Source organism: Duganella sp. HH101 (assembly GCF_001758795.1).
GTDB lineage: Bacteria > Pseudomonadota > Gammaproteobacteria > Burkholderiales > Burkholderiaceae_D > Rugamonas > Rugamonas rivuli.
The window spans coordinates 25,113-50,242 of the sequence record NZ_LRON01000033.1; the positions used below are offsets into that span (position 1 = coordinate 25,113).

Sequence of the window (25,130 nt, forward strand, 5' to 3'; positions counted from 1 at the left end):
TTGCGTATTCAGCCTGAGAGCTCATGGAATTCCTCTTCATCATCATTGGCGTACTGGCCGTCGGCGCCCTCTATTCCTTGGGCGTGGCCAGCGCCAAGCCGGTGCCCGGCAGCGACTTCTACAAGGTGTCGAAGGACGGTCGCGTGCTGGCCTCCGGCGGCCCCAAGGTGACGGCGCTGCGGCCCAAGGTCACGCCGGACGGCTTGATGGTCAAGCTGCGCAATGGCAACCGCACCGGCGAGTTCCTGGTGCACGACCTGGTGGCCGAGGCGCACCTGCCCAATCCATCGGGCTTGACGTACGTACGTCACAAGGATGGCAACCCGCGTAACAACAAGGTCGAGAATCTGGCATGGAGCAAGGAGCCGGAAGCTCCGCCCGTCGCGGCGGCGGCGCCCGCTCCGGTGCAGGCGCCGCCGCAGACGCGCTATGCGTCGCCTGCGGCGCGGGCCGCTGCGGCAGCCCTGGCCGCCGCAGCCGCGGAAGCGGAGGCAAGCTCCGCTCCGTCGAAAACCATCGGCGATGCCCTGCCCGGTGGCGCGCCTCAGTCGCCTGGGTGATATTTGCGTTCCAGGTGCTTTTCCACGTCCGCCTTGTAGAACAACACGTCCTTGAATTCCCCGCGCGCGTACATCGCGGCCTGGTCGCTGAAATGCGGCGAGGCCGGGTCGCCGCTCTCCCCGCCCGCCAAAATGCTGCGCGCCTTGATGCGCGGCCCGAACTCCACCGCCGCCACGAAGCTGTTGCCGCGCTCGCCGTAGAGGCGCTTGGTCTTGCTCTTGCTGGTCATGCCGTAGGCGGCCAGCGAACCCCAGTTGGCTGAAGCGAAAGCCACGGGCAAGCTCGGCTTGCTGTCGTCGAAGGGCTGGACGATGTCGCCGCTCAAACGCTGGAAACGATTTATATCGCCCCACGACGTCTGCCATGTACCGAAGTCCGCCGTCAGTTTGGCGGCGGCGCGTTCCAGCGCCTGCAGGCGTTGCTGCGGCGTGATCGCGGCCTGGATGTAGTCGAGCACCAGCACCTCGCGCGCCTTGGCCGCCGCGCCGTAGGTGGCCGTCAGGTCCTGCGCCCAGAACACCGCCAGCGAAGTCGGCACCGAGTCCAGCGCATAGCGCATGTCCCAGCCGCGCAGCGCGGCGATCTGCGGCGCGACGCTGCCCTTGAGCGCATCGCCGGCCGGCAGCTCGTCCCAGGCCGCGAACAGCTGCGGCAGCAGCGGCTCGAAAGCCGGCAACTGGCTGTCGTAGGCGCTGGCGATCAGGCTGTCGAGCGTGAAGTTCTTCTTGTTCTCCAATACCCGCACCGCGTGGATGCCACGCGGGTTCTCCGGGTTCATCGACATATAGGCCGGATAGTCGCGCGCCTTGGGGCTGTACGCGCCGGCGGCCGTGTACGGCCAGTTGTTGGTGTTCTGTATCCAGCCGTTCTTGGGATTGAACAGCCTGATGGTTTCCTTCACCACGTGCAGGCCTTGCCACTCGGTGGCCGGATCGCTGCCGTCGACCGGATGCTTCCAGTCGAACTTCGGATCGCGGCGCGGGATGAAATTGCCGTGGAAGTAAGCGATATTGCCGTCGGCATCCGCATACACGGTGTTGTTGGACGAATTGGTGCGCAGCTCCATCGCCTTGTAGAACTCTTTGTAGCTGCGCGCCTTGGTGCGGATATAGGACTGCGTCAGCGCCTTCAGCGGCTCGTTCATCAGGCGCACGGCGATCCACTTGCCGTCTTTCGCGCGCACGATGGGGCCGTGGTGGCTGTAGTAGGCCTTGACCACCTTGCTGGCCATGCCGGCCGCCGTCTTGTACGGCAGCGTGATATCGACCGCCTTCAGCGGCCGCAGCTCCTGGCCGTACTGGTAGTAGAACTGGCCGTCCTTCTCGCTGATGGTCTCCAGGTATTCGTCGATGACGTCGCCGCCGCCGGAGGTGTGCATCCAGCCCAGCCGGTCGTTAAAGCCCTGGTAGACGAAGAACTGGCCCCAGGTCACGGCGCCGTAGGCGTTCAGGCCCTGCTCGCTGTGCACCTGCACCTCGGGCCGGAAGTAGAACGAGGTGTGCGGATTAATCAGCAGCAGCGCGTGGCCGCCCTTGGTCAGCGCCGGCGCGATGGCGAAGCCGTTGGAGCCGCCCGGTTCCTTCTCCAGGTCGCGCCCCTGCCCGCCAGCCGACAGCAACACCGGCGGCGCCAGCGGCGGCCTGGCGCCGTTGGCGTACAGCTCCTGCAACTGCTTGAGGTCCACCGACTCGATATCGCCGCCGATGCTGCCCTCGCTGAAGCTGAGCGCCATCCACGGTTCGAAGTGTGTGATCAGCGCCGGCTTGACGTCCGGGTGCGTGGCCAGGTAGTAGTTCAAGCCGTCGGCGAAGGCCGTCATCAACTGCTTCAGCCACGGCGGGCTTTGCCGGTACTGCGCCTGCAAGTCCGCCGGATTGATGAACAGCTTCATGCGCAGGTCGCGATACAGCTCGGCCTCGCCTTCGACCTCGGCCAGCCGGCCCATGGCGTTGATGTAATTGAGTTCGACCCGCTTGAAGTCGTCCTCGGCCTGTGCGTACATCAGGCCGAACACGGCGTCGGCGTCGGTCTTGCCGTAGACGTGGGGGATGCCCCACTGATCGCGCAGGATGGTGACGCGCTGTGCCGCCGCCTTCAGCCGGGCTAGCTCGGAGGGGATTGCCGGAGGCGCTGCCGCCGCATTCATCGCAATACAACACAACAAGGCAGGCAAGGCGCGCATCGGCAGACTCCGTACAGTGAGGGGGAACAGCTTAGCTGGCGTCGACCAGCTCCGAGATGCGCAGTTGCAGCGCGGTGATTTCCGCCCGCAGCGCGGCGTTCTTTTCCTTGAGCGAGGCGTTTTCGGCGCGCAGCTCGTCCACCTCGGTCATCGGACGGTAGTCGCCGCCGCCCTCCTTGGCTTCCTTGGCCGGACGCGAGGCGGCGCGCAGTTCGCGCACTTCCTTGGCGGCCTTCTGCAGCTCCTTCTTGCCGCCGGCGACCGCGGCCACCTGGTCGGCTTCCGGCAGCGAGGCCACGGTGGCGGCGGCGTTGATCGAGATCGTGCCCGAGCGCACGGCCTCCACCAGTTCCGGCGTCGCCGTCTTCTGGATCTTTTCGATCTGGCTGATGGTAGCGCTGCTCAGGCGCGCGGCGCGGGCGATGTCCTCGCGCGAGGTCAGCGGCATGGCGGCCGGCTTGGCCTTGGGCGCCTCGCCTTCGGGCGGAGCAATGGCGGCGTCCTCGGCGGCGGCCTGCGCGGCCAGCTCGGCCACGCGGGCGGCGACGATTTCCTTCTTGCGCAACGCCAGCACGCCGCGCTGGAAGTCGGAAATGCTGCGGCGGCCCAGATTGTTATCGATCATCCACAGCTTGACGTCGTCCAGGTTGCGGAAACTGGTGTTCTCCGTGACCTTGAACGGCACCCCGTGCTGCTGGCAGATCTGGTAGCGGTTGTGGCCGTCGACCAGCACATCTTCCCACAGCACCAGCGCGTCGCGGCAGCCTTCCACCAGGATGCTGCGCTCCAAAGCCGCGTATTCGGCCTCGGTCAGCGGCTCGATGTAGCTGCGCAACACATCGTTAATTTTGATTTGCATAGTTATCCTCGAATTACCGGCGGGCCGGCGCCTGTGCGCCCGGCCGCTTCGCCGACCAGCATGCTACACCATCCGAGGCATGCGGCCCAAGCCCGGCGCCGCATGGTTGCTAAGGCAATCTTAAGAAACATTCATTAAGATGCTTCCTAGTCAACTTGCTTTCTCCGCTAATTGACACCGAGCCCCGACAGGTTTACCGCCTGCTCGGGGCTTTCTTCGTCTGTGGTGCGGGCCTGATGGATGGTTGCATTTGCATAAAGCTTGGCGCATGATTCAGCTTCCTCAATAAAGGCGTTACCATGATCAACTACATCATCTATGTATCCTTTACCGACGCTAAGCCAGACTCGATCGAGCGCCTCAGCATAGAACTGTCGAAATACAATATCGCCGCCGGCATCAAGGCCGACGACGGCCGCGCCTACTTCCTGCCGCCCGGCACCTTCACCTACAACGGCCAGGAAACCATCAACGAAGTGCGCGACGCCATCTACCGCCTGGCCGAAACCATCCAGCCCGGCGCCATGGTCCTGGCGACCGAAGCGACGACGATCTCCTGGACTGGTTTGAAGGAAGTGCAGAACCCCGTCTAGTTCTAGTTCTTGCCGGCTGCCTCGACGTAGACCTCGTCGTCGCAGCCGATCTCGCGCGGCGCCGCCTGCCCTGCGTTGCCCACCAGCTGCGGCAGCTCGCGCTCGGTGCTGAAGTCCAGCGGCAGCGCCACCCGTATCTCCTGCAGGTACTTGCGATCAGTGCACACCAGCGTGATGCGCGCCGCCACCTGATCGCCGTAGCGCGCCTTGAGCCGGTCGAAGAAGTCGCCGACACGGAAGCTCTTGCCCACGCTGCCCAGCACGATCTTGCCCACCTCCGAATCATTCACCACCCGCACCGCCGACACGGCTTTGATGAAATACGCGTCCGGCGGCAGCGCCTGGCACTTGCCGTGCTTGTTCCACTCGTAGGCGCCGAAAGTGCGCTCGAAATAGAAGTTGGGCATCCACGGCGCGATCTGGTCTATGGTCTCCTTGCTTAACGCGAACTGCTGGCCGTCGCAGCTGCCGTAGTGCGTGCCGCACTCCTTCTTGTTCGGCCACAGGCCGTGCAGGCTGAGCGTCTTCGCCGCCAGCGCCCCGCTGTTCATGGCGTCGCACTCCGGCTTCTTGCCCTTGTACTGCACATGCTCGCAGAAGCCCGGCTGCCAGGTGATGGCCAGCACATAGCTGTCCTGCTGGTTGGGGAGGCTGCAGCTGTCGCCGCCGCCCGACGGCCCCTTGGGCGCCTGCTCGGCCAGCGCCGGCGTGCCGCAGCTGCGCTGCACCCAACGCAGCTTCGGCTCGGCGCCCGGCACCTCCACCCGCAGCCAGTCGTAATCGACCTTGTTTATCTCACGCACCGTGTAGGCGGTGCCGGCGACCACCCGCGCACCGCCCGGATTGCTCTGCTTGGCGAACGAGGAGTAGGCCTCGCAACTGGCGGTGGCGGTGAACTTGCCGCTGGCCGATTCGCTGGCCTGGCCGGCTATGGCAAAGAAAGTAAGAAATATGGCGGCGGAGAGTAGTCGGGACATGGCGGCTCCAGTATTGGTCGGAAAGGGTGTCCATTTTACCGGAGGCGCCTTCGATTTCATGAAACTTAATATTTCCAAATTTCACATTTAGTTGATTAAATAATATCTACCATAACCAAAAGAAAATACTATTACCAATCTGTAATGATATGGAATGCAGGGCTAGATACAATCGGATACAAAGCGATTCAGAGTGTTACAAGAAGATGACACCGGACGCTCCGAATGCATAAAAGTGAAAATAAAATGGTAACAGTCCAAAATATTCCAGCCGTACGCTCGACGGTTAATCTGATGTACAAGGCAAAACTGCTGGTCTGGCAGCGTGCGCTTCCATTGGCGCTGCATTTCCGCAGCCATCGCCGGCTATTGGCCGCCTTGAATACCGAGAGATTCGCCTCCCTGATCCATAATCATCCCAAAATCAAATATAAGTATTTAAGAGGGAATTATTTATCGCAATCCCTGAAGGTCAAGGATGCGCTGGAAATTCTGCAATATCATTATATTTGCTTGGAGAGAAAGATTTCGGATAATTTCTTTACCCGGCTGTTCGATGAGTTTCCAGTAATTTGGGAATCCGTCGTCGGCGAGCAGCATTACCGGATAAGAATGGCGTTTCCCCGCAATCTGCACCGCCCTTACCGCGTGGTCGACCATGAGGGCGATTTGCTGCTGTTATTCGAAGCGGATGACCAAACCCTGTATGTAATGTGCGCCACCATCGTGCCGGGCAAATTGGCGCGCAATTGCTGGAATGCCGCCAGCGCGGACCGGGCTATATTCGTCGGCAAGATACAGGGCATGAAAGGCACCCACGAAACCATGCGGGCCGCCACCAAAGCCCTGCACGATGTGGCGCCGCCGCGCATGCTGCTGTGCGCGATCGAGGCGCTGGCTCGCATATTCAATGCCGATACGATAGTTGGCGTTTCGAATAAAGAGCAAATATCCAAAAATAATTCCGACTACGAATCCAGTATCTATTTTGATTACGATACCTTCTGGACCAGCATAGGCGCGCAGGAAACGGACAAAAACGCGTTCTTCCTGGATTCCAGCCTGCCGGAGAAAAGTATCGAGCTGGTGCAGCAGAAACACCGCTCGCGCACCCTGGCCAAGCGCCGCTTCCGCAAAGGCATCGTCGACGCCATCGAGGAAAACCTCAACCGCGATCTGTTGAGCGGCGCGGCCGCTCCGCAAGCCGCGGCCGCAATCCCGGCCGAAGCCATGGCCTAAAGCCAGCCGGCGTCGCGCGCGAGGCGGAAGGCTTCGACCCGGTTGCCGGCATCGAGCTTGCTGATCGCCTCCGACAGGTAGTTGCGCACCGTGCCCTCGGACAGGTGGATCTGGCGGGCGATCTCGCCGCTGCTCCTGCCCTCCCCGGCCAGGCGCAGCACCTGGCGTTCGCGCTCGTTGAGCGGGTCTTCCCGGCCGCTCCAGCTCTCCAGCGCCAGCTCCGGCGCGATGGCGCGGCCGCCGGCGTGCACGGTGCGGATGGCCGCCGCCAGCGTCTCGGCCGGCGCGTCCTTGAGCAGGTAGCCGCGCACGCCCGCCCCCAGCGCACGCCGCAGATAGCCGCTGCGGGCGAAGGTGGTGACGATCATCACCCGCGTCGGCAGGCTTTCCCCGGCCAGCGCGGCGGCCAGCTCCAGCCCCGTCATCAGCGGCATCTCGATATCGGTCAGCAGAATGTCCGGCCGCAGCGCGCGGCACAGCGCCAGCGCTTCCTGGCCGTTCGAGGCCCGCCCCACCACATCCAGATCGCCCTCCAGCCCGAGCAGGGCCGCCAGCGCGCCCAGCACCAGCGCCTGGTCTTCGGCGATCACCACACTAATCATCGTCATGCAGCCCCTCCCATGGGCAAACTCAATTCCAGCGCCACGCCGCGGTCCACCCGCAGCGCCAGCCGCCCGCCCAGCGCCGCCACGCGCTCGCGCATGCCGCGCAAGCCATTGCCATGCGCGATGGCGCCGCCGTCCGGCAGCGCGCGGCCGTTGTCGCGCACCCGCAGCACCACCATACCCGACTCCAGCGTCATGCGCACTTCGCAGTGGCTGGCGCCGGCGTGGCGCAGGATATTCGTCACCGCCTCGCGCAGCGCCAGCGACAGCACGCTCTCCAGCGTGGCCGGCAAGGCGCACGGCTCCACCTCCTCGGTGAGGCCGACGCTGGCCGCCGCCAGGCTGGCGCGCGCCGTCGCCAGTTCATGCGAGAAGCCGGTCTGCCGTATGCCCGTCACCGCCGACCGCACTTCGCTCAAGGCCTGGCGCGCGGTGTGCTCGATATCGCGGATCTCGTTGCGGCACGCCTGCGGGTCGCGATCCAGCAGCTTGCCCGCCAGTTCGGCCTTCAAGGTGATCATCGACAGCGTATGGCCCAGCAGGTCGTGCAGGTCGCGCGAGATGCGTTCGCGTTCGGCGATGCGCGCCATGTGCGCCACCTCCTCCTGCTTGCGGATCAGCTGCTCACGCGAGCGCCGCAGGCTTTCTTCCGTGATGCAGGCGGCGCCCACCGGCGCGCCCACCAGCAGTACCGGCACCAGGAAATTGATCTTCAGGCTGACATATGGCGCGATCAGGCAGGCGCACACCAACACCAGCACGATGCCCAGATAGGCGTAGCGCTTGCGCTCGATGCGCGCGCACATGGCGGCGGCAAAGATGAAGAAATTGCTGGCGCCGGGATTGGATGGCGCCCACACCAGGCCCATCGCCAGCACGAACAGCAGCTGCGGCACGGCCCGCAGATTGCTGTGCCAGAAGCTGTTGAAGTAAGCCACGTAGAACGCCAGCACCGTCATGACCAGCAGGACCAGCTCCACCAGGCCGATACGGACGTAGGCATACTTCCACAGCATGAACAGCAGCGACAGCGTCCATAGGTAGGGCGCCTTGCCCCTTTCCGGCGGCAGCCACGGCCCGCGCAGCGCGCCCATGATCCTGTGTTGTATGCCCACGTTACGCCCCTTCCGCTTATTCGTTCAACAGGCGCACGTCGGCGATCTGGAAGCTGTAATCGCCCAGTTCCGGCCCGGCGTTAAAGGCGATCATGGTGACGGCGCCGAAGTCGATGCCCTTGAAGCCGTCGAACGGCAGCACCACTTCCTGCCACTGCTCCGAAGCCTGGAACGACTGGTTGACCGGGATCGACACCCCGGTCGACATCACTGCGACGTTGTAGCGGCGGCCATCGCCCTTGACGCGGAAGCGCAGCACCTTGGCGCCGCGCAGGTCGGCCGGCTGCATCGGCTGTGCGCCCGGCATGAAGGCCAGGCCCGCCCACGGATAGGCAAAACCCGGCGCCACTTTCGCGCTCACCGCCAGCGGACGCTGGCCGTCCGCACCCGCGTCCTGCACCTTCAACTCGACGCTGGACTGGCCGCCCAGGAACTTGTCGACCGACGGTCCCCAACCCTGGCCGAACGGGCTGGCCAGCTTGTCGGCCGAGAATTGGCTGATGCGGCCATCGGCCGGCAGCGCCATTGGCTGCTGCGTGCGCGGCGCCAGCTCGGCCGCCACGCTCTCCTGCTGCGCCTTGCGCAGCGGGCTGACGGCGTCGCCGTCCTTCCACACCTCGACGATATTGTGCAGCGCGCCGATATCGCGGCCGGCGTCGCCCTGCACCAGCAGCAGGTTGGCCTTGTAGCCCTTGGCGATGCGGCCGCGGTCGGCCAGCTTGAAGGCGCGCGCCGGCGCCGAGGTGGCGGAAGCCAGCGCCTGCGGCGGCGTCAGGCCGGCCTGCACCAGCGAGTTCAGTTCGTGCAGCAGACTCACGCCGTACTGGGTGCCGGAGTTGCCGGCGTCGGTGCCGGCCAGCAGCGGCACGCGCGCCTGGCTGAGCGCCGCCACCACCTGCTTGGGCGCCGCCATCAGCGCGGCATTGGCTTGCTTGCCATAGGTGACTTTGAGCGGCGCCGCCTGCTCCTTGTTCAGCAGGCCGGCCAGGCCGGCGTCGCCCAGCACGTCCTCCTCGCGCAGCCCGGCGATGCTCTCCAACACGCTCATGGTCGGCACGATGAAGGCGCGCTTCTGCTGCGCCAGTTTGACGAAGGCGGCCAGTTCCTGGTCGCTCAGGCGGGCGCCGTTGAACAGGTGGGCCAAGCCGTCGGCGCCTGCGTCCAGCGCGGCGCTGGCGCTCTCCAGGTTGCTGATGTGGACCACCGCCAGCTTGCCGCGCGCATGGGCGGCGGCTATCACCGCTTTCACGGTCGGCAGGTCCAGCGTTTTCATCGGATGACCGGGCGAGCCCCCTTCCACCACGATCTTGATGAAGTAGGAACCCTCGGCGATGCGGGCGTCGACGAAGGCCTGGGCGTCCTCGGGGCGCGTCAGCGTGGGAATCGCCATGCCGTATTCGGTGCCGTGGCCGCCCGGCGCCGTCACCAGCGTGCCGGCCGAGTACACGTCGGACTGGCCGCGGTTGTCGTTGTTGCGCATCTTCTCGCTGATCTGCTGCATGGTGGCGACGCCGGTGAACATGTCGATCTGCGTGGTCACGCCGAACATCAGCGGCAGGTCGAGGTAGCGGTAGGCGTGGACGTGGGCGTCGATCAGGCCCGGCATCAGCGTGCGGCCGGCGCCTTCCACGATGCGCGCGCCGGCTGGAGCGCGGCCACGGAAATCTGCATCGACGATCTTGTCGCCCTTGACCAGCACCGAGCGCTTGGCGTGCATCTGCTCACCGTCGAACACGCGCGCGTCGCGTATCAGCCAGGTATCGGCCAGCGCGGGTATGGTCAGACCCAGGCCGCAAACAAACAACACTTTCGACAATACAGGTTTCATGGAACTCTCCGGGGTTGGTATGGTGTCAGTGTGCAGCGATGGCGGCGATGCGGCCAGAAGCAAATGCCACAACTTTGGCATGACAATTGTCAGCTTGCCCCGTAGCGTGCCGATGCGGTTAGAATTGTACTAAACAAGTCCTGTCCGCCGATATGGAAGAAAACCACCGCATGCCCACTCGCCGTTTACGAAACTACGCCTGCATCGGCGCGCTCGGCCTGTGCATCTTGCCGGCGCTGGCCGCACCACCTGCGCCTGCGTCCACCGCCAAGTTCGCGCCAATTGCGGTGGACTCGATTTTCCGCCCGCTGCAAGCCAAGGGCTCGGCCGACGACGCGCTGGCCAGCGGCCGCGTGGTGCCGGGCACCTATGCGATGGCCGCCAAGGCCGGCAAACATTGGCGGATCGCCTTCCTGTTCCCCCATTTGAAAGACCCTTACTGGGCCGGCTGTAGTTACGGCGTGATCAGCGAAGCGCGCCGGCTGGGCGTGGCCGTCGACATCCTGCCGGCCACCGGCTACGACGACCTGAAAGGCCAGCTGCGCCAGATGGACGCCGCCATCGCCGCCAAATACGACGCCATCGTCATCTCGCCGATCGGCATGACGGCCAATAACGCATCCATCGCCAAGGCGCGTGCCGCCGGCATACCGGTGTTCGAACTGGCCAACGACAGCCGCAGCGACGACCTGTCCATCAAGGTGACGACCTCGCTGCGCAGCATGGGCACGGAAGCGACCCGCTGGGTGGTGCACGACGCCCAGCAGCGCGGCCTGAAATCGGTCAACATCGCGCTACTGCCCGGCCCCATGGGCGCGGGATGGGTCAAGGGAGAAGTGGACGGCACCCGCATCGCCGCCCAGGAAGCGCAGATCGCGGTCAACATCATCGACATCCGCTACGGCGACAGCGACCGCAAGGTGCAGACGCAATTGGCCACGCAGATGCTGGCCAGGCACGGCGCCAAGCTCGATTACCTGATCGGCTGCACCGGCTGCGCGCCGGCGGCGGTGCAGCCGGTGAAGGACGCCGGCTTGAATCGCAAGCTCCGCGTGGTCGCCTACGACCTGACCGATGAAATCGCCCGCATGATACGCAGCGGCGACATCTACGCCGCCGCCGACACCAAGGGCGTGAGCCAGGCGCGGGTGGCGATCAACGCCGCCGTCAACCTGCTCGAAGGGCGCGGCAAGGAGCTGCCGCACACCATCCTGATCAAGCTGGGACTGGTCGACCAGCAGAACTTTGCCACCTACCCCTTCGACACGTCGATTGCGCCGGAAGGCTACAAAGTCGTGCTGTCCTACGACCCGGCCAAGAACTGATCAGGCCTGGCGGCGCTTCAGCTCCACCACCGGCGCGGCGCGGTGGCGGGCCGTCAGCGCAGCCCATTCCGCATCCGCCTTGTCCAGCGCCGCCAGCTTCACGTGGCCATAGCCGCGCACCTGGTCCGGCAACTGCGCCAGCTTCAACGCAGCCTCCTTGTTGTCGGCCCACGCGCCGGCCGCCACTTCGCGGGCAAAGGCCAGGTAGCGGTCGCGCAGCGCGCGCTCGCGCTTGCGCTCCTGCGTGTACCCGAAGACGTCGAGCACCGTGCCGCGCAAGCCCTTGAAGCGCGCCAGCGCGCCGAAGGCCGGCATCATCCAGGCGCCGAAGGTCATCTTGGCCGGTACATCGGAGCCGGGCTTGCGGCGCGCCAGCAGCGGCGGCGCCATGTGGAAGGCCAGCTTGTAGTCGCCGTCGAACTGCGCGGCGATCTGCGCCCGGAAGGCCGGATCGGCATGCAGCCGGGCCACCTCGTACTCGTCCTTGTAGGCCATGACCTTGAACAGATTGCGCGCCACCGCCTTGCTGAGCTGCCGGCGCGAGCCGCTGCCTTCCAGCGCCAGCTCGCGCTGTTCGACTGCGGCCACCGCCTCGGCGTACTGGCGCGCGTAGGCGGCGTTCTGGTAGCTGGTGAGCCAGTCGACGCGGAAGGCCACCATCGCGGCCAGCGACTTCGGCGCGGCGAACTGGATCACCTGCTGCGCCGGTTGCGCCAGGCGGTTCAGCGCCGCGCTGTCGGCAGCGGCCAGGCGGCCCAGCATGAAGGCGCGCTTGTTCATGTCGACGGCGACGGCGTTCAGTTCTATCGCCCGCATCAGCGCCTCCAGGCCCACCGGCACCAGGCCCAGTTGCCACGCGTAGCCCATCAGCAGGATGTTGCCGCCGATAGGATCGCCGAGGAAGCGCGCAGCGGTTTCCTGCGCGTCGAGCTGCAGCACATTGGCCGCGCCGGCGGAGGCGGCCAGCTTCTCCAGCAAGCCGGCCTTGTTGATCGAGGCGTCGCGCTCGCGGGTGAATTCGGCGGTCGGGATCTCGCGCTCGTTGGCCACGACCTTGGTGTGACCTTCGCGCATGACGGACAGGCTGTCCGGCATGGCCGCCACCACCAGGTCGCAGGCGAACACCGCGTCGGCCTGGCGCAGATCGATGCGCACCTGGTTCAGGCGCGACGGCGACGACGCCACCCGCACATGCGACAGCACCGCGCCGCCCTTCTGCGCAAAGCCCATGAAATCCAGCGTCGACGCGCCCTTGCCTTCCAGGTGGGCCGCCATCGTGATCAGCGCGCCGACCGTGACGATGCCGGTGCCGCCGACGCCGGCCACCAGAATCTCGAACGGCTTGGCCAGCGCGTGGTGCGGCGGCGTTGGATACGCGGCCAGCGCCCGCTCCAGATCGGCCAGCGACAGCTGCACGCTTGCAGGCTTGCGCAGCGAGCCGCCCAGCACCGAGACAAAGCTAGGGCAGAAGCCTTCGACGCAGGAGTAGTCCTTGTTGCAGGACGATTGCTCGATCTGGCGCTTGCGCCCCAGCTCCGTCTCCAGCGGCAGGATGGACAGGCAATTCGACTGCACGCCGCAATCGCCGCAGCCTTCGCATACGGCCGGGTTGACCACCATGCGCCGCGCAGGGTCGGGGAAGACCACCTTGTCCGGCTTGTTCTTCTTGCGGCGGCGGCGCTTCTCGGCCGCGCAGGTCTGGTCGTACACCAGCACCGTCACGCCGGCGATCTCGCGCAGCATGCGCTGCATCGCATCGAGCTCGCTGCGGTGGTGCACGGTCACGCCTTCCGGCAGCGCCACGCCCTGGTAGTTTTCCGGCGCATCCGTCACCACCACCACCTTCTTCGCGCCCTCGCTGCATACCTGCTGCACGATCTGCGGCACCGACAGGCTGCCGTCCACCGGCTGGCCGCCGGTCATTGCCACCGCGTCGTTGTAGAGGATCTTGTAGGTGATGTTGGTGCGCGCCGCGATCGCCTGCCGTATCGCCAGCGATCCCGAATGGTAGAAGGTGCCGTCGCCCAGATTCTGGAACACGTGCTTCTCGCCGACGAAGCGCGAGGAGCCCACCCAGCTGATGCCCTCGCCGCCCATCTGCGCCAGGTAGTTGGTATCGCGCTTCATCCAGGTCGCCATGAAGTGGCAGCCGATGCCGGCCAGCGCGCGGCTGCCTTCCGGCACGCGGGTGGAGGTGTTGTGCGGACAGCCGGAGCAGAAATACGGCGTGCGCTTGACGCTGTCCGCGCCATTTGACAGCAGCTCGGCCGCGCAGAAGTCGGGCAGCATGCGCGCCAGGTCCAGCTGCGGGAACACGGGCGCCAGCCAGCGCACCAGCGCCGGCGCGATGCGCGAAGGCCGCAGCTCGCCCAGCGCCGACAGCAGCGCATGGCCATCGCGGTCTTCCTTGCCGACGACGATGGGACGCTGCGCCTGCGGCAGGTTGTAGAACAGATTCTTGACCTGCTGTTCGATGACGGCGCCCTTCTCCTCCACCACCAGGATCTCCGTCAGGCCTTCGGCGAATGCCGCCAGGCGGGTGCGTTCCAGCGGATAGGTCAGGCCCGGCTTGTACAGCCGCACGCCCAGCTGCTCCAGTCGTTCGATCGGCAGCGCCATGCGCTCCAGCGCTTCGATCAGATCGAGGTAGGCCTTGCCGGCGCTGATGATGCCGATGGTGGCCTGCGGCGCGCGCACCACCATGCGGTCGATCGAATTGGCGCGGGCGAAGGCCTGCACCGCCTCCAGCTTGGCGGCCACGCGCACCTCCAGCGCCAGGCCGGGCAAGTCGGGCCAGCGGTTGTGCAGGCCGTCCGGCGGCGCCACGTAGTCGGTCGGCTCGACGTAGCGCGGCAGCGGCGGCAGCTCGACCACGGCGCCGCCCTCCACCGTTTCCGAGATGGCCTTGAAGCCGCTCCACGCGCCGGAGTAGCGCGACATGGCCCAGCCGTACAGGCCGAACTCCAGGTACTCCTGGATGTTGGCCGGATTAATCACCGGCATGCCCCAGGCGATCAGCGCCTGCTCGCTCTGGTGCGGCATCGACGACGACACGCAACCGTGGTCGTCGCCCAGTATCACCAGCACGCCGCCGTGCGGCGACGAGCCGTACACGTGGCCGTGCTTGAGCGCGTCGCCGGCGCGGTCCACGCCCGGCCCCTTGCCGTACCACATGGCGAACACGCCATCGACCTTGCGCGTGGGATCGGCCTCGACCTGCTGCGAGCCCATCACGGCGGTCGCGCCCAGTTCCTCGTTAATCGCCGGCAGAAACTCGACGTGGTGGCGTTGCAACAGATCCTTGGCGCGCCACAGTTCCTGGTCCACGGCGCCCAGCGGCGAGCCGCGATAGCCGCTGACAAAGCCGCCGGTATTGAGCTGCAGGGCTTCGTCGCAAATCTTCTGCATGCACAGCAGGCGCACCAGCGCCTGGGTGCCGGTCAGGAAAACGCGGCCTTCGGCGCGGGTCAGGTTGTCGTCGAGCGCGTAGTGCGGATCGGCCAGGAACGGCGCCGGGATGGTCATGGTGTTCATAGTCTCGTTATAGTTTTTTGATGAGGAAGGATATGCCGCTCCGGGCGAAAAATTATTTCTATCTCATCGATTTCCAGCGCTAGAATGGCGAAAATCTTTCTCAAAACGAGCAAATAAATGAAAAACATTTCTATCGACCCGGCGTCGGTCAAAATCCTTGCCGAGCTGCAAAAAAACGGCAGGATTTCATCGAACGAGCTGGCGGAAAAGATCGGCATGTCGGCCAGCCCGTGCTGGCGTCGGCAGAAGGAACTGGAAGACAGCGGCTACATCGTCCGCTACACGGCGCTGGTGGACCGGCGCAAGCTGGGACTGGCGGTGGTCTGCCTGCTGCACATCTCGCTGCTGCGGCATGCGGAAGGCGTGGTCGAACAGTTCGAGGAAGCGATGCGGCTGCGGCCGGAAGTGGTGGAATGCTACGAAACCACGGGAAGTTCGGATTACATGGTCAAGGTCATCGTGGCCGATATGGACGCCTACCACGACTTCTTGCACAACGTGCTGGTCAAGCTGAACGGCGTATCGCAGGTCAACACCAGCGTGGCGCTGCGCGAGGTCAAGTACGAAACGGCGCTGCCGCTGTAGGCGAAAAAAAACCGCCCGGAGGCGGTTCCTGGAAGCGGAGCGCCGGAACTCAGGCGCGTTGCTTGCGGCGCGCCGCCACGCCCACGAGGGCCAGACCGGCCAGCAGCATGCCGTAGGTTTCAGGCTCGGGCACGGTGGTGATCTGCACATCGTCGATGCCCGCCTGGCCCACGCCGCCGCGCAATACGAAGGATTTGGCGATGCCGCTGAATGTCACCGAGGCGGACGAGAAGACAAACGGATCGCTACCCAGTTGTACCGAGCCGAGCAAGGTTCCGTTGCCGCCCAGGTCGGAATACACATCCATATAGGCGGTGCTGAACGCTCCTGAGGTAAACGACAGGCTGGTGAAGCCCGCCGCCACGTCGGCCACGGCAAACGCCCCGCTGTTATAGGCCAGGTTGGGCAGCGAGGTCTGGCCGAATGCGCCGTTGGTCGCAGCGATATCGTGATAGCTGACGCCGTAGTTCACGCCGGACGCGCCAGCGCCATCGGTGCCCCCGTTGTAGAACTGGGCGACCTCGTAGTTGGAGGTGACGCCGTCAAAATTCATCAGGATCGTGGCTGCCTGCGCTTGCAGCGCCAGACCCAGCAAACCGACCAATACACCAGCTTTCAATGCAGTTTTCACCGTCATGATATCCCCGTTAAGTAATTTGGTTTATTGACAATATTGAAACGTAATTGTTATTTTGAAAACACAACCAGTCAACAATAACACGCAGTTGAAGTTATCACAATCGGTAGCGGACACGGCTGTGGCGTACATGCCAAAACAGCTTGATTATCAATGATTTATGGTTTTTTAATCATCTTTACCAATACTGTCTGACGGGTATAATCCGGAGTCGCATGCCCGGCCTCCGCATGCATTTCAACATTAAAGGAATCTTCGTGAATCGTTCGCTTATCAGCGCCGCCTGCTGCGCCCTGCTCCTCCTTTCCGCGCCCTCGCTGCACGCCCAGCAGGCCGGCAACGCCGCCGCGCCAGTCTCCGGCATCGACCTGAAAACCCTGGATACGGCGGTGCGTCCGCAGGATGATTTCTACGGCTACGTCAACGGCGTCTGGACCCGCAACACCGAAATCCCGGCCGACAAGTCGACCTGGGGCACCTACATCGAATTGCGCGAAACCGCGCAAGGCCAGCTGCGCGCCCTGATCGACGCGACGCTGAAGAATCCAGGCAAGCCAGGCAGCGACGCGCACAAGATCGCCGACCTGTACACCAGCTTCATGAACGAGAAAGCGCGCGAGGCCGCCGGCTTCAAGCCGCTGCAGGCCGACCTGGCGCACGTGGCCGCAGTCAAGGACAAGAAAGACTTGCCAGCGCTGTTCGCCTACCTGCAACGCAACGGCATCCAGACCCCGTTCTCGGCCGGCGTCGCCGCCGATGCGCAGGATCCCGAGCACTACACCGTCAACGTCAGCCAGTCCGGACTGGGTCTGCCCGACCGCGACTACTATCTGAAGGACGACGACGCCAAGCTCAAGGCCGTGCGCACCAAGTACCAGCAGCACATCGAAACCATGCTGGCCATGAGCGGCGACAAGGACGCCGCCGCCCACGCCGCCCAGATCCTCGACATCGAAACCCGCCTGGCCGGTGCACAATGGACCCGCGTGCAGATGCGCGACCCGGTCAAATCGTACAACCGCGTCGACTTCGACAAATTCGCCACGCTGGCGCCGGCCTTTGACTGGAAGGCTTACTTCGCCGCCGCCGGCCTCGCGCCCAAGGCATCGTCGGCCGTGGTGCGCCAGCCGAGCTTCCTCGGCGGCTTCTCCGAGACCGTGGCCAACATCCCGCTGGAGGCATGGAAGAGCTACTTCACCTGGCGCATCATCGAAAGCTACGCATCCTATCTGGACAGCGCAGCCGTCAAGGAACGCTTCGCTTTCGAAGGCACGGTGCTGCGCGGCGTCCCGCAAAGCGAACCGCAGTGGCAACTGGCGCTGCGCTTCACCGACGGCGCGCTGGGCGATGCCGTTGGCAAGCTGTACGTGCAGATGTATCTGCCGCCTGAGACCAAGCCGCGCGTGATGGCCATGTTCAACAACTTCGTCGCCTCGTTCAAGGACGGCATCGAGAAGCTTGACTGGATGGGACCGGAGACCAAGAAGGAAGCCCAGCTCAAGCTGGCGGCCTTGAAACCAAACATCGCCTACCCGGAAAAATGGCGCGACTACAGCGCCATGAAAACCCAGCCGACCGACCTGATCGCCAACGTGCGCGCAGCGCGCGTGTGGAGCCGCCAGCGCAATCTGGAAAAGCTGGGCAAGACCGTGGACCGCGACGAATGGTCGATGACGCCGCAAACCGTCAACGCCAGCTACAGCCCGGCGCTGAACGCGATCACGATTCCGGCCGCGATCCTGCAGCCGCCGTTCTTCAACGTGAAGGCTGAAGATGCGGTCAACTACGGCCTGCTGGGCATCACCTTCGGCCATGAGATCAGCCACGCCTTCGACGACTCCGGCAGCCAGTACGACGCCAAGGGCCGCCTGCGCAATTGGTGGACCGCCGAAGACCGCGCCGCCTTCAAGGCGCGCGCCAACGGCCTGGTGAAGCAATACGGCGCCTACAGCCCGGTGCCAGGCTACTTCATCAACGGCGAGCTGACGCTGGGTGAAAACATCGGCGACAACTCCGGTTTGTCGATCACCTACCAGGCGTATCAGCGTTCGCTGGGCGGCAAGCCGTCGCCGGTGCTTGACGGCCTGACCGGCGAGCAGCGCTTGTATATCGGCTTTGCCATGAAGTGGCGCGCGAAGCTGCGCCCTGAAGCGGCGATCGCCCAGATCAAGAGCGACCCGCATTCGCCGGGAGAGTTCCGCGCAAAGGGTACGGTGATGAACCAGCCGGGCTTCTACCAGGCGTTCGACATCAAGCCGGGCGATCCGATGTATCTGCCGCCAGAGCAGCGCGTGATCATGTGGTAAACGGATAGTCCAAAATGAAAAAACCGCGTTCTCCTCGGAGATTCGCGGTTTTTTTTACGCCTGCACCAGACCTGCCGCCTATCACGGCTACGCGGCGAATTCGACCATACTTGCCCGTGGACAGCGCAATAAATGTGGCGTTTGCGGCACAGCTTCCGCATATCGCTACTAGCAAACAGCGGCTGACGTTGATAATGTCTGCTTCGGCAAATACCTCAAACGGCGAGCAGACTCTCAATGCGTGGATGTAAATTTCTTGTCGGCGTCTTCTGCTTGTTCGCCGTAGCAATACTGTCCGCGCGTGCGGCGCAGCCGGTCCGGTTTCTCATGCTGGAGAACCGCACCATGCCGTTTGGCTTGGTGGAGCGGGGAGCGGACGCGCGATTGAGATTGGCCGCCGGCATCACCAAGGATTGGCAAGATGCGCTGGCCAAGGAGTTGGGGCGGACACCCGTCTACGTGCTGTTGCCGCGCAAGCGCCAGGATATGGCGGTGGCGCAAAAATTGGTGGATTTGCGCTGCTTCATCAGCCCTGACTGGCTCACCAGCGAACAGGTCGAGCTATATGACTGGCCGGCCCCGTTCTTCGATGTCGAGGAACGCCTGATCGGCCCGTTGAACGGCAAGCCGGTGGAAACCATGGATGAGCTATCCGGAGCGCGCATCGGGACCGTGCTCGGCTATAGCTACCGTAGCCTGGACCCATTGTTCGCCGACGGCCGCGCCAAGCGGGACGATGCGAGCAACGAAATGTCCTCGTTGCTCAAGCAAGTCGCCGGCCGGACCGATTTCACGGTCATGCGCACCTTGGACTTCGAGTATCAACAGAAGATCGATCCCAAGCTTAAAAAGCTGCGGCTCACCCCGGTAGTGGTCAGCCGCTTTTCCATGTATTGCGCCCGCCCCAAATACAGCAGCGTGACGCTGCGGGATTTGATCAATGCACAAACGCATTTGCTGAACGCCGGCGTGCTGAGCGGGATTTTGGCCAAGTATCGCTAGTTCGGCAAGCGAGACACCCTCTACCCTCGCGAGTTCTCCGTGCTGGGTCCTAGCGCTTATGGACAGCCAGATGATCTGCGCCGCTAACGAATCCGCGAAACAACTTCGTTTATAGAGTTATCGGTTCGATTCCGCACAGTGCCACCTGGACGGTCGCCTCCACAATCAATGGGGCCCGCAGGTTCAAGCCCAAACAGCGCAACCATCTTTACCGACTTTGGAGACTCCAATGAAACCTATCCATATCCTGACCACGATCACCCTCGGACTCGCTGCGATGCACAGCGCCTCCGCACAAACGCTGGCAAAGGCCGACGCCGACCGCCTGACTGCCATTGCCCAAGCCAATATTGCCGAAGTAGACGCCGGAAAGATGGCGCTGGAAAAAAGTAGCAATGCCGCCGTGAAGCAATTCGCTCAGACGATGATCGACGATCATGGCAAGGGTTTGGACGAGACCAGGAAAGTGGCTGCGGCCAAGAACTTAACGCTGCCCACCGAGACGGACGCCGCCCATAAAAAGCTGGCGGCCGATCTCAAAAAATTGTCGGGCGCAGAATTCGATAAACAGTATGTCGCCAAGGCTGGCGTGGCGGATCACAACAAGGTCCATTCGGCGCTCAAAGATGATATCGCCAAGGCCAAGGATGCCGACGTCAAAGCGCTCGTTACCAAACTCGAACCCGTGGTCGCCCACCATGGCGAAATGGCCAAGAAGTTGGACGCCGAGTTGAAATAACCGCGGCGGCGCCGGTCCGGCAATAAAAAGCCCGCGCACCTGGCGGGCGGCTCATCAAAGGCGGGTGAATAGTGACGGGTAATCTACGACTATACCCCACTCATTATTCGAAAACGGCGTCGCGGAAATGTCGACGTCTATGCACCGATCCAGCTTGGGGACTGCGCTACCATGAATTTTCACTGCATTTCAAAGCGCCGTGTTAATCGCTAGCCTGTCGGCGCTTGGCAGCCGATTGTACCTATCACGCCATCGGCACCATCCAAGTTTTATTCTCTCTTTTTCATAAGACCGGCCAATGAGGCAAACGGATTATGCGTGGCCGGCGCAACCTCGGCCGATTTCAGGCCATGTCCCCGGTCGGCCTCAAGATAACGCGAGTGTTCGTTATCGTGACAGTAAAGGCACAGCAATTCCCAGTTGCTGCCATCAGGCGGATTGTTGTCGTGATTGTGGTCGCGATGGTGCACTGTAAGCTGCGACACATTGGTATGCGTGAATTCGCGCATGCAGCGCCCACACACCCACGGATACATTTTCAGCGAGCGCTCGCGATAGCCCAGCTCGCGCTGGTCAGCCGCGCGCCGTGCGTCAGCCACAATTTTGTCCAACCGCGCGGCGTCCGGTTTTTTCCCAACGGTCATGCTTATTCCTTCCCTTGCTGTTTCATGTTGGCTAGCAGGTCGGCCGGCTCGGCCCTTGGCGGCCTGTCACAGGCCTTTGCTCTGCTCCTGTCCGACATGAACCTATTTGAGGACAACCGTTCGAAAAATCTCATACGCCACAAGAGCAAAAAACAAGTAAGCAAACCATGGAACCAAAAAATATGGCACCAGCGGAATATGAATTATCTTATCCAGTATCAGATACACCGTAGAAAAAACAAAAGCGGTAGCGAGCACCCAGTTCTTTTGTTTAATGAAGAGACCTGCGCATGTTACCGTACCTGCCAAACCAATAATCGCTGCAATCTGCATGTTAATTAATTAAATATATTTTACTAAGAATACCGCTGTGGAAAATGGCCGTCAACGCCCTGCTTACCTCAACAATGCCTGCACTTGGCCGCTTGAGTTCGTCATCGCGATGAGTCGCCCCCTTACGCTTATGTCGCGTTCTCGGTGGCCTTGCTCCGCTTCTTTGCCATGACCGGTTGAAGCGTCTCATGCCGAGCCAGCATGGCTGCATACTCCTGTGCCTTGCGTAGTTTAGTCTCAGGCTTTATTGCTGTCTGCACCCGGAACAACACTGCATAGCGGTTCTGCGAATTGAGAGTAGCGAAAAATTCGGCTGCCCCGGGGTGGTCGGCGAATGCAGCTTGAAGTTCGGGTGGCACGCGCGCCATGCTGGCCGATTCGTATGCCGCATCCCATCGATCATCTTTTTTCGCTCGCTCGATTTCAGCCAGGCCGCTCGGCTGCATCTTACCCTCCTCAATATACCTAAGCACCTTCTCGCGATTGACCTTGGACCATAGATTGCGCGGGCGACGCGGTGTCCAGCGCTGCAAATAGTGATGGGCGTCGAGCGAACGCTTCTGACCGTCAATCCAGCCGAAGCACAGCGCAACTTCCAATGCCTCTTGATAGCTTACGCTAGGGACCGGGGCTCCCTTTTTCGAGTGCTGCAGCCACACCCCGTCAGAGCCGTCGTGATGGGCCGCAAGCCAATGCGCAAACGCTCCTTGGGATGGGAACAGCATCATTTCAGCATCTTCTGCCATTGAATCACTCCGATATTTTTTAGTCAGGCTGCCGGATCTGGCCGTCAGGTCCTGACAGGACTTAATCTACGGGGCAGCATAACAGCTTGTCCATATGAAAAAACCGCAAATTATCACGGTAAATCTATCTCGTCCTAGCCTGACGAAACTTCATGCGCCACAATTTTGAACCGGATGGGATGACTTCAAGGTAGAGCCCGCCACCATCGAAGAGCTTATAGGTACGACGGGGATCGGACTCAGATTTGAATTTTCTCCTATGAGAAGGAGAAAAACCGTGACGTGCGTGGACGTCTGCGGATGAGGTAATGGTGCTCCGAGCCGGAATCGAACATCACATATATTCAATAGGTTAGAACGCAGATGCGTAAATTCTGCGTAAAGTCCAATCTAATCTGCCTCGTTACATTGCCAACGGATCAGTCGCCCTCCAGCAACCGGTCGTCCTCACGCTATGACCAATAAGGCGGGATGCTCCCCGAGCGCAACTCGCCGCCCGGGAAGGTTTGGCATTAACCAGAACGCAATTTTCCGAAGTTCCGCTAACTTAACAGGCTTACTTTCCTATATTAGCTTGAATGTCGCATCCTGAAGCTGCCCGGCAGATCTCAACGTTTGCGGCGTGTTGCCAAATTGCCCTGCGGCCAGTACTGCTTGTGCGGGCGCTATCGAGATGCCGGTAAGCGCACCGCTTCGACCGTACTGGTACGCCAAGTCTCCCCCGATCGCCGTTGTGTCGCTCCCCGCCAAATAAAAATTCAACAACGAACTCGAAAGAGCCCAGCTATTCAGTCCAGGTTCGTTCGAACGAGCCGTATCAAACTCTTTCGCTAAACCATCAAAGTCAAATTGTTGTATTTTCTTGGTTTTTAAAGGGTCTGCTGACGAAGTATCATAGTCACCGCCTTCGATTAACATCTGCAGTGTCTTAATGCTATGACTATCTGCACCAAGATACCAGTCCCTCAATGTCATGCTTTCCGAGGCCCCTACTGATAGCACAAGATCATTCTCTTTTTTAGAAAATAAGAGATCCGCAAAAACAATCCCTTTGCCCAACGAAATTACATTATCCGATCCGCTACTACCTGCGATTACATCTTGGCCATCGCCTCGATTAAATGCGATGACATCCGCACCACCGGAGGTCGCAATCGCGTCATTGCCTACGCCACCAATGAATAATTCGTTTCCATCACCACCACTGATAACATCATCTCCAGCCCCCCCATCAAGTAAGTTATTTCCGGAATTGTCCTGAAGATTGTCGGCACCTCCGCCGCCTTGCAAAATATCGTTGCCTTCCGCCCCCCGGATCAGATTTGCGGCAGCGTTGCCAATTATTAAATTATTTTCTTTATTACCTATCCCATCAATTGTATTCAAACCTTGCGACACTAGAATTTCAACATTTTCTGGCAGTGAATATGTAACCGAAGTTCTGATAACATCAGATCCATCACCTGCAACCTCATTCACACGATCGCCTACGTTATCAACAATATAGATGTCGTCGCCTGAGCTACCCGTCATGCTATCGATACCTTGTCCACCATCTAAAGTATCATTGCCGGCGTTGCCGACCAACACATCGTCGCCGAGATTACCAAATAGGCTATCATCGCCTTGGCCTCCGGCTAGATTGTCATTACCTTCAAGCCCATCGATTCCGAATACGCCAACCGGGACGCTCAACAGGTCGTTGCCAGAGGTTCCCAAAATCACATTCCCGAGAGAGGTCAACTGCACGCCGGTCATCGTGCCACCGTCGGCGAACACCACTTGGTCTAGTTTCGAACTATCGCCGCTGAACCATCGCTTGAATGTGATCTGGTCCGTTGCCTGATGGGCCGGATCGGCGATGCCAAGCACAAGGTCGTCACCGACGCGCCGCGCCGATAGCTGGTCTAGGGTGATCCCCGCGCCGAACACCAGCTTGTCCTTGTCCCGAGAGCCGCGGTTCGAAGTAATCGTGTCACGGCCATCGCCCAGGTTGAACAGATAGGTATCCTCTTCTTGACCTGAAGTAATGGTATCGTCGCCTGTGCCGCCGTTGAGCGTCGCCTTCCCGCCGGCGTCGGCATTTGGATTGCTCACCTGCAGGACGTCGTTGCCGGCGCCACCTTCAGCAGTGGTCTGGCCGTAGTAAGAGAAAGTAATCTTGTCGTTGCCGTCGCCGCCCCGCAGTTTGACCGGGTCAGGCATGCCCTCATAGGCGGCGATCGTGTCGTCCCCGCCCAGGCCATCCACTCCGCCTACACCGTAGGGTGCGTTGATCGTATCGTTGCCCTCCGTTCCGGCGATCACGTTGCCCAGCGCCGTCAGCTGCGCGCCCGTCATCGTGCCGCCGTCGGCAAACTCCAGCTGATCCAGCTTCGAACTATCGCCGCTGAACCAACGTTTGAACGTGATCTGGTCCGTCGCCTGATGGGCCGGATCGGCGATGCCGAGCACCAGATCGTCGCCGACGCGCCGCGCCGACAGCTGGTCCTGGGTGATGCCCGCACCGAACACCAGCTTATCCTTGTCCGCGCTCCCCCGGTTGGCCGTTATCGTATCGCGACCGTCGCCCCGGCTGAACAGGTAAGTGTCCTCTTCCCTTCCAGAGTAGATGCTGTCATCGCCCGTGCCGCCGTTAAGCACCACCTTCGCACCTCCGCTAGCATTCATATCGCTCGCCTGCAGGACGTCATTGCCTGCGCCCCCCTCAACAGTGGTCTGCCCAAAGTAGGAGTAAGTGATCTTGTCGTTGCCGTCGCCACCCCGCAGTTTGACCGGGTCCCATGTGTAAGTGTAGGCAGTGATCGTGTCATCCCCTCCTAGCCCATCCACTCCGCTCGCGCCGTACGGGACGTCGATCATATCGTTGCCCTCCGTACCGGCGATCACGTTGCCCATCGCCGTCAGCTGCGCGCCCGTCATCGTGCCGCCGTCGGCAAACTCCAGCTGATCCAGCTTCGAACTATCGCCGCTGAACCAACGTTTGAACGTGATCTGGTCCGTCGCCTGATGGGCCGGATCGGCGATGCCGAGCACCAGATCGTCGCCGACGCGCCGCGCCGACAGCTGGTCCTGGGTGATGCCCGCACCGAACACCAGTTTGTCCTTGTCCACATAACCCCGGTTGGCCGTGATCGTATCGCGCCCGTCGCCCCGACTGAACAGATAGGTGTCCTCTTCCCTGCCCGAATTGATGATGTCGTCGCCCGTGCCGCCGTTCAGCGTCACCTTTCCGCCGGCGTCAGCATTTGCGTCGCTCACCTGAAGGACGTCATTGCCTGCGCCCCCCTCAACAATGGTCTGCCCAAAGTAGGAGTAAA

At 62.2% G+C, this 25,130-nt stretch carries 20 protein-coding genes; 8 read left to right on the plus strand and 12 right to left on the minus strand.

Translation table 11 applies throughout. The annotated features are described in order from the left end of the window. Positions 1–23: 23 nt before the first annotated feature. The gene (locus DUGA2_RS30185; RefSeq protein WP_070273028.1) at positions 24–560 is read left to right on the plus strand and encodes an HNH endonuclease; all 537 of its coding nucleotides are present in this window, start codon (positions 24–26) and stop codon (positions 558–560) included. On the opposite strand, the gene DUGA2_RS30190 is transcribed toward DUGA2_RS30185, so the two are convergent. Both DUGA2_RS30190 and DUGA2_RS30195 read right to left on the minus strand, forming a co-directional pair. After that, positions 545–2,743: an acylase gene (locus DUGA2_RS30190; protein ID WP_070273029.1), complete on the minus strand. Its 2,199-nt coding sequence runs from the start codon at positions 2,741–2,743 to the stop codon at positions 545–547. The two genes, DUGA2_RS30185 and DUGA2_RS30190, sit on opposite strands and share 16 nt — an antisense overlap. Positions 2,744–2,774: 31 nt before the next feature. Then, on the minus strand, positions 2,775–3,602 hold the full coding sequence (locus DUGA2_RS30195) for a hypothetical protein (protein WP_070273030.1): 828 nt from the start codon (positions 3,600–3,602) through the stop codon (positions 2,775–2,777). 299 nt (positions 3,603–3,901) lie between these two features. Here DUGA2_RS30195 and DUGA2_RS30200 point away from each other — a divergent pair, with 299 nt between their 5' ends. Further along, complete coding sequence (locus tag DUGA2_RS30200; protein ID WP_008447796.1) at positions 3,902–4,195, plus strand: hypothetical protein; 294 nt, start codon at positions 3,902–3,904, stop codon at positions 4,193–4,195. A gap of 2 nt (positions 4,196–4,197) precedes the next feature. Here DUGA2_RS30200 and DUGA2_RS30205 read toward each other — a convergent pair whose 3' ends face one another. Then, positions 4,198–5,172 carry a ribonuclease I gene (locus tag DUGA2_RS30205; RefSeq protein WP_070273031.1) on the minus strand — a complete coding sequence of 325 codons (975 nt, stop codon included), beginning with the start codon at positions 5,170–5,172 and terminating at the stop codon, positions 4,198–4,200. 225 nt (positions 5,173–5,397) lie between these two features. Between DUGA2_RS30205 and DUGA2_RS30210 the strand changes: the two genes are divergently transcribed. Next, positions 5,398–6,411: a DUF535 family protein gene (locus DUGA2_RS30210; protein WP_083296541.1), complete on the plus strand. Its 1,014-nt coding sequence runs from the start codon at positions 5,398–5,400 to the stop codon at positions 6,409–6,411. Here the strand turns inward: DUGA2_RS30210 and DUGA2_RS30215 are convergent. From DUGA2_RS30215 to DUGA2_RS30225, 3 genes are read right to left on the minus strand one after another with little or no spacing between them, the layout of a single operon-like run. Beyond that, positions 6,408–7,019 carry a response regulator transcription factor gene (locus DUGA2_RS30215; protein WP_217428524.1) on the minus strand — a complete coding sequence of 204 codons (612 nt, stop codon included), beginning with the start codon at positions 7,017–7,019 and terminating at the stop codon, positions 6,408–6,410. The two genes, DUGA2_RS30210 and DUGA2_RS30215, sit on opposite strands and share 4 nt — an antisense overlap. After that, positions 7,016–8,131 carry a sensor histidine kinase gene (locus DUGA2_RS30220; protein WP_229214807.1) on the minus strand — a complete coding sequence of 372 codons (1,116 nt, stop codon included), beginning with the start codon at positions 8,129–8,131 and terminating at the stop codon, positions 7,016–7,018. Before DUGA2_RS30220 ends, DUGA2_RS30215 begins: the two co-directional genes overlap by 4 nt. 16 nt (positions 8,132–8,147) lie before the next feature. Beyond that, positions 8,148–9,959 (minus strand): CIA30 family protein, encoded by a 1,812-nt coding sequence (locus DUGA2_RS30225; RefSeq protein ID WP_070273035.1) that lies wholly within the window; start codon positions 9,957–9,959, stop codon positions 8,148–8,150. 170 nt (positions 9,960–10,129) lie between these two features. On the opposite strand from DUGA2_RS30225, the gene torT reads away from it, so the two are divergent. Further along, a complete protein-coding gene (gene torT, locus DUGA2_RS30230) occupies positions 10,130–11,284 on the plus strand; it encodes a TMAO reductase system periplasmic protein TorT (RefSeq protein WP_229214808.1) in 1,155 nt (384 codons plus the stop codon). Here the strand turns inward: torT and DUGA2_RS30235 are convergent, their stop codons facing one another. Further along, a complete protein-coding gene (locus DUGA2_RS30235; RefSeq protein WP_070273037.1) occupies positions 11,285–14,818 on the minus strand; it encodes an indolepyruvate ferredoxin oxidoreductase family protein in 3,534 nt (1,177 codons plus the stop codon). Between the two features lie 117 nt (positions 14,819–14,935). On the opposite strand from DUGA2_RS30235, the gene DUGA2_RS30240 reads away from it, so the two are divergent. Then, positions 14,936–15,403, plus strand: coding sequence for an Lrp/AsnC family transcriptional regulator (locus tag DUGA2_RS30240; protein WP_008447788.1), 468 nt, complete (start codon positions 14,936–14,938; stop codon positions 15,401–15,403). 49 nt (positions 15,404–15,452) lie between these two features. On the opposite strand, the gene DUGA2_RS34675 is transcribed toward DUGA2_RS30240, so the two are convergent. Further along, positions 15,453–16,040 carry a PEP-CTERM sorting domain-containing protein gene (locus DUGA2_RS34675; protein ID WP_083296542.1) on the minus strand — a complete coding sequence of 196 codons (588 nt, stop codon included), beginning with the start codon at positions 16,038–16,040 and terminating at the stop codon, positions 15,453–15,455. Positions 16,041–16,297: 257 nt separating this feature from the next. Here DUGA2_RS34675 and DUGA2_RS30250 point away from each other — a divergent pair, with 257 nt between their 5' ends. The 3 genes from DUGA2_RS30250 to DUGA2_RS30260 all read left to right on the plus strand — a co-directional run bounded on the left by DUGA2_RS30250 (position 16,298) and on the right by DUGA2_RS30260 (position 20,087). Further along, complete coding sequence (locus DUGA2_RS30250) at positions 16,298–18,346, plus strand: M13 family metallopeptidase (RefSeq protein ID WP_070273045.1); 2,049 nt, start codon at positions 16,298–16,300, stop codon at positions 18,344–18,346. A 273-nt stretch (positions 18,347–18,619) separates the two neighbouring features. Then, positions 18,620–19,348: an ABC transporter substrate-binding protein gene (locus tag DUGA2_RS30255; protein ID WP_229214809.1), complete on the plus strand. Its 729-nt coding sequence runs from the start codon at positions 18,620–18,622 to the stop codon at positions 19,346–19,348. A 229-nt stretch (positions 19,349–19,577) separates the two neighbouring features. Then, on the plus strand, positions 19,578–20,087 hold the full coding sequence (locus tag DUGA2_RS30260) for a DUF4142 domain-containing protein (protein ID WP_070273040.1): 510 nt from the start codon (positions 19,578–19,580) through the stop codon (positions 20,085–20,087). A gap of 269 nt (positions 20,088–20,356) precedes the next feature. Here DUGA2_RS30260 and DUGA2_RS30265 read toward each other — a convergent pair whose 3' ends face one another. From DUGA2_RS30265 to DUGA2_RS30275, 4 genes are all read right to left on the minus strand, one after another. Further along, complete coding sequence (locus DUGA2_RS30265) at positions 20,357–20,731, minus strand: YajD family HNH nuclease (protein WP_070273041.1); 375 nt, start codon at positions 20,729–20,731, stop codon at positions 20,357–20,359. A 461-nt stretch (positions 20,732–21,192) separates the two neighbouring features. Continuing rightward, on the minus strand, positions 21,193–21,810 hold the full coding sequence (locus tag DUGA2_RS30270; RefSeq protein WP_070273042.1) for a YdeI family protein: 618 nt from the start codon (positions 21,808–21,810) through the stop codon (positions 21,193–21,195). Between the two features lie 124 nt (positions 21,811–21,934). Beyond that, a complete protein-coding gene (locus DUGA2_RS35050) occupies positions 21,935–22,138 on the minus strand; it encodes an Arm DNA-binding domain-containing protein (protein WP_373994862.1) in 204 nt (67 codons plus the stop codon). A 236-nt stretch (positions 22,139–22,374) separates the two neighbouring features. Beyond that, a partial coding sequence (locus tag DUGA2_RS30275; RefSeq protein WP_286162331.1) for a calcium-binding protein occupies positions 22,375–25,130 on the minus strand: 2,756 nt, incomplete at its 5' end.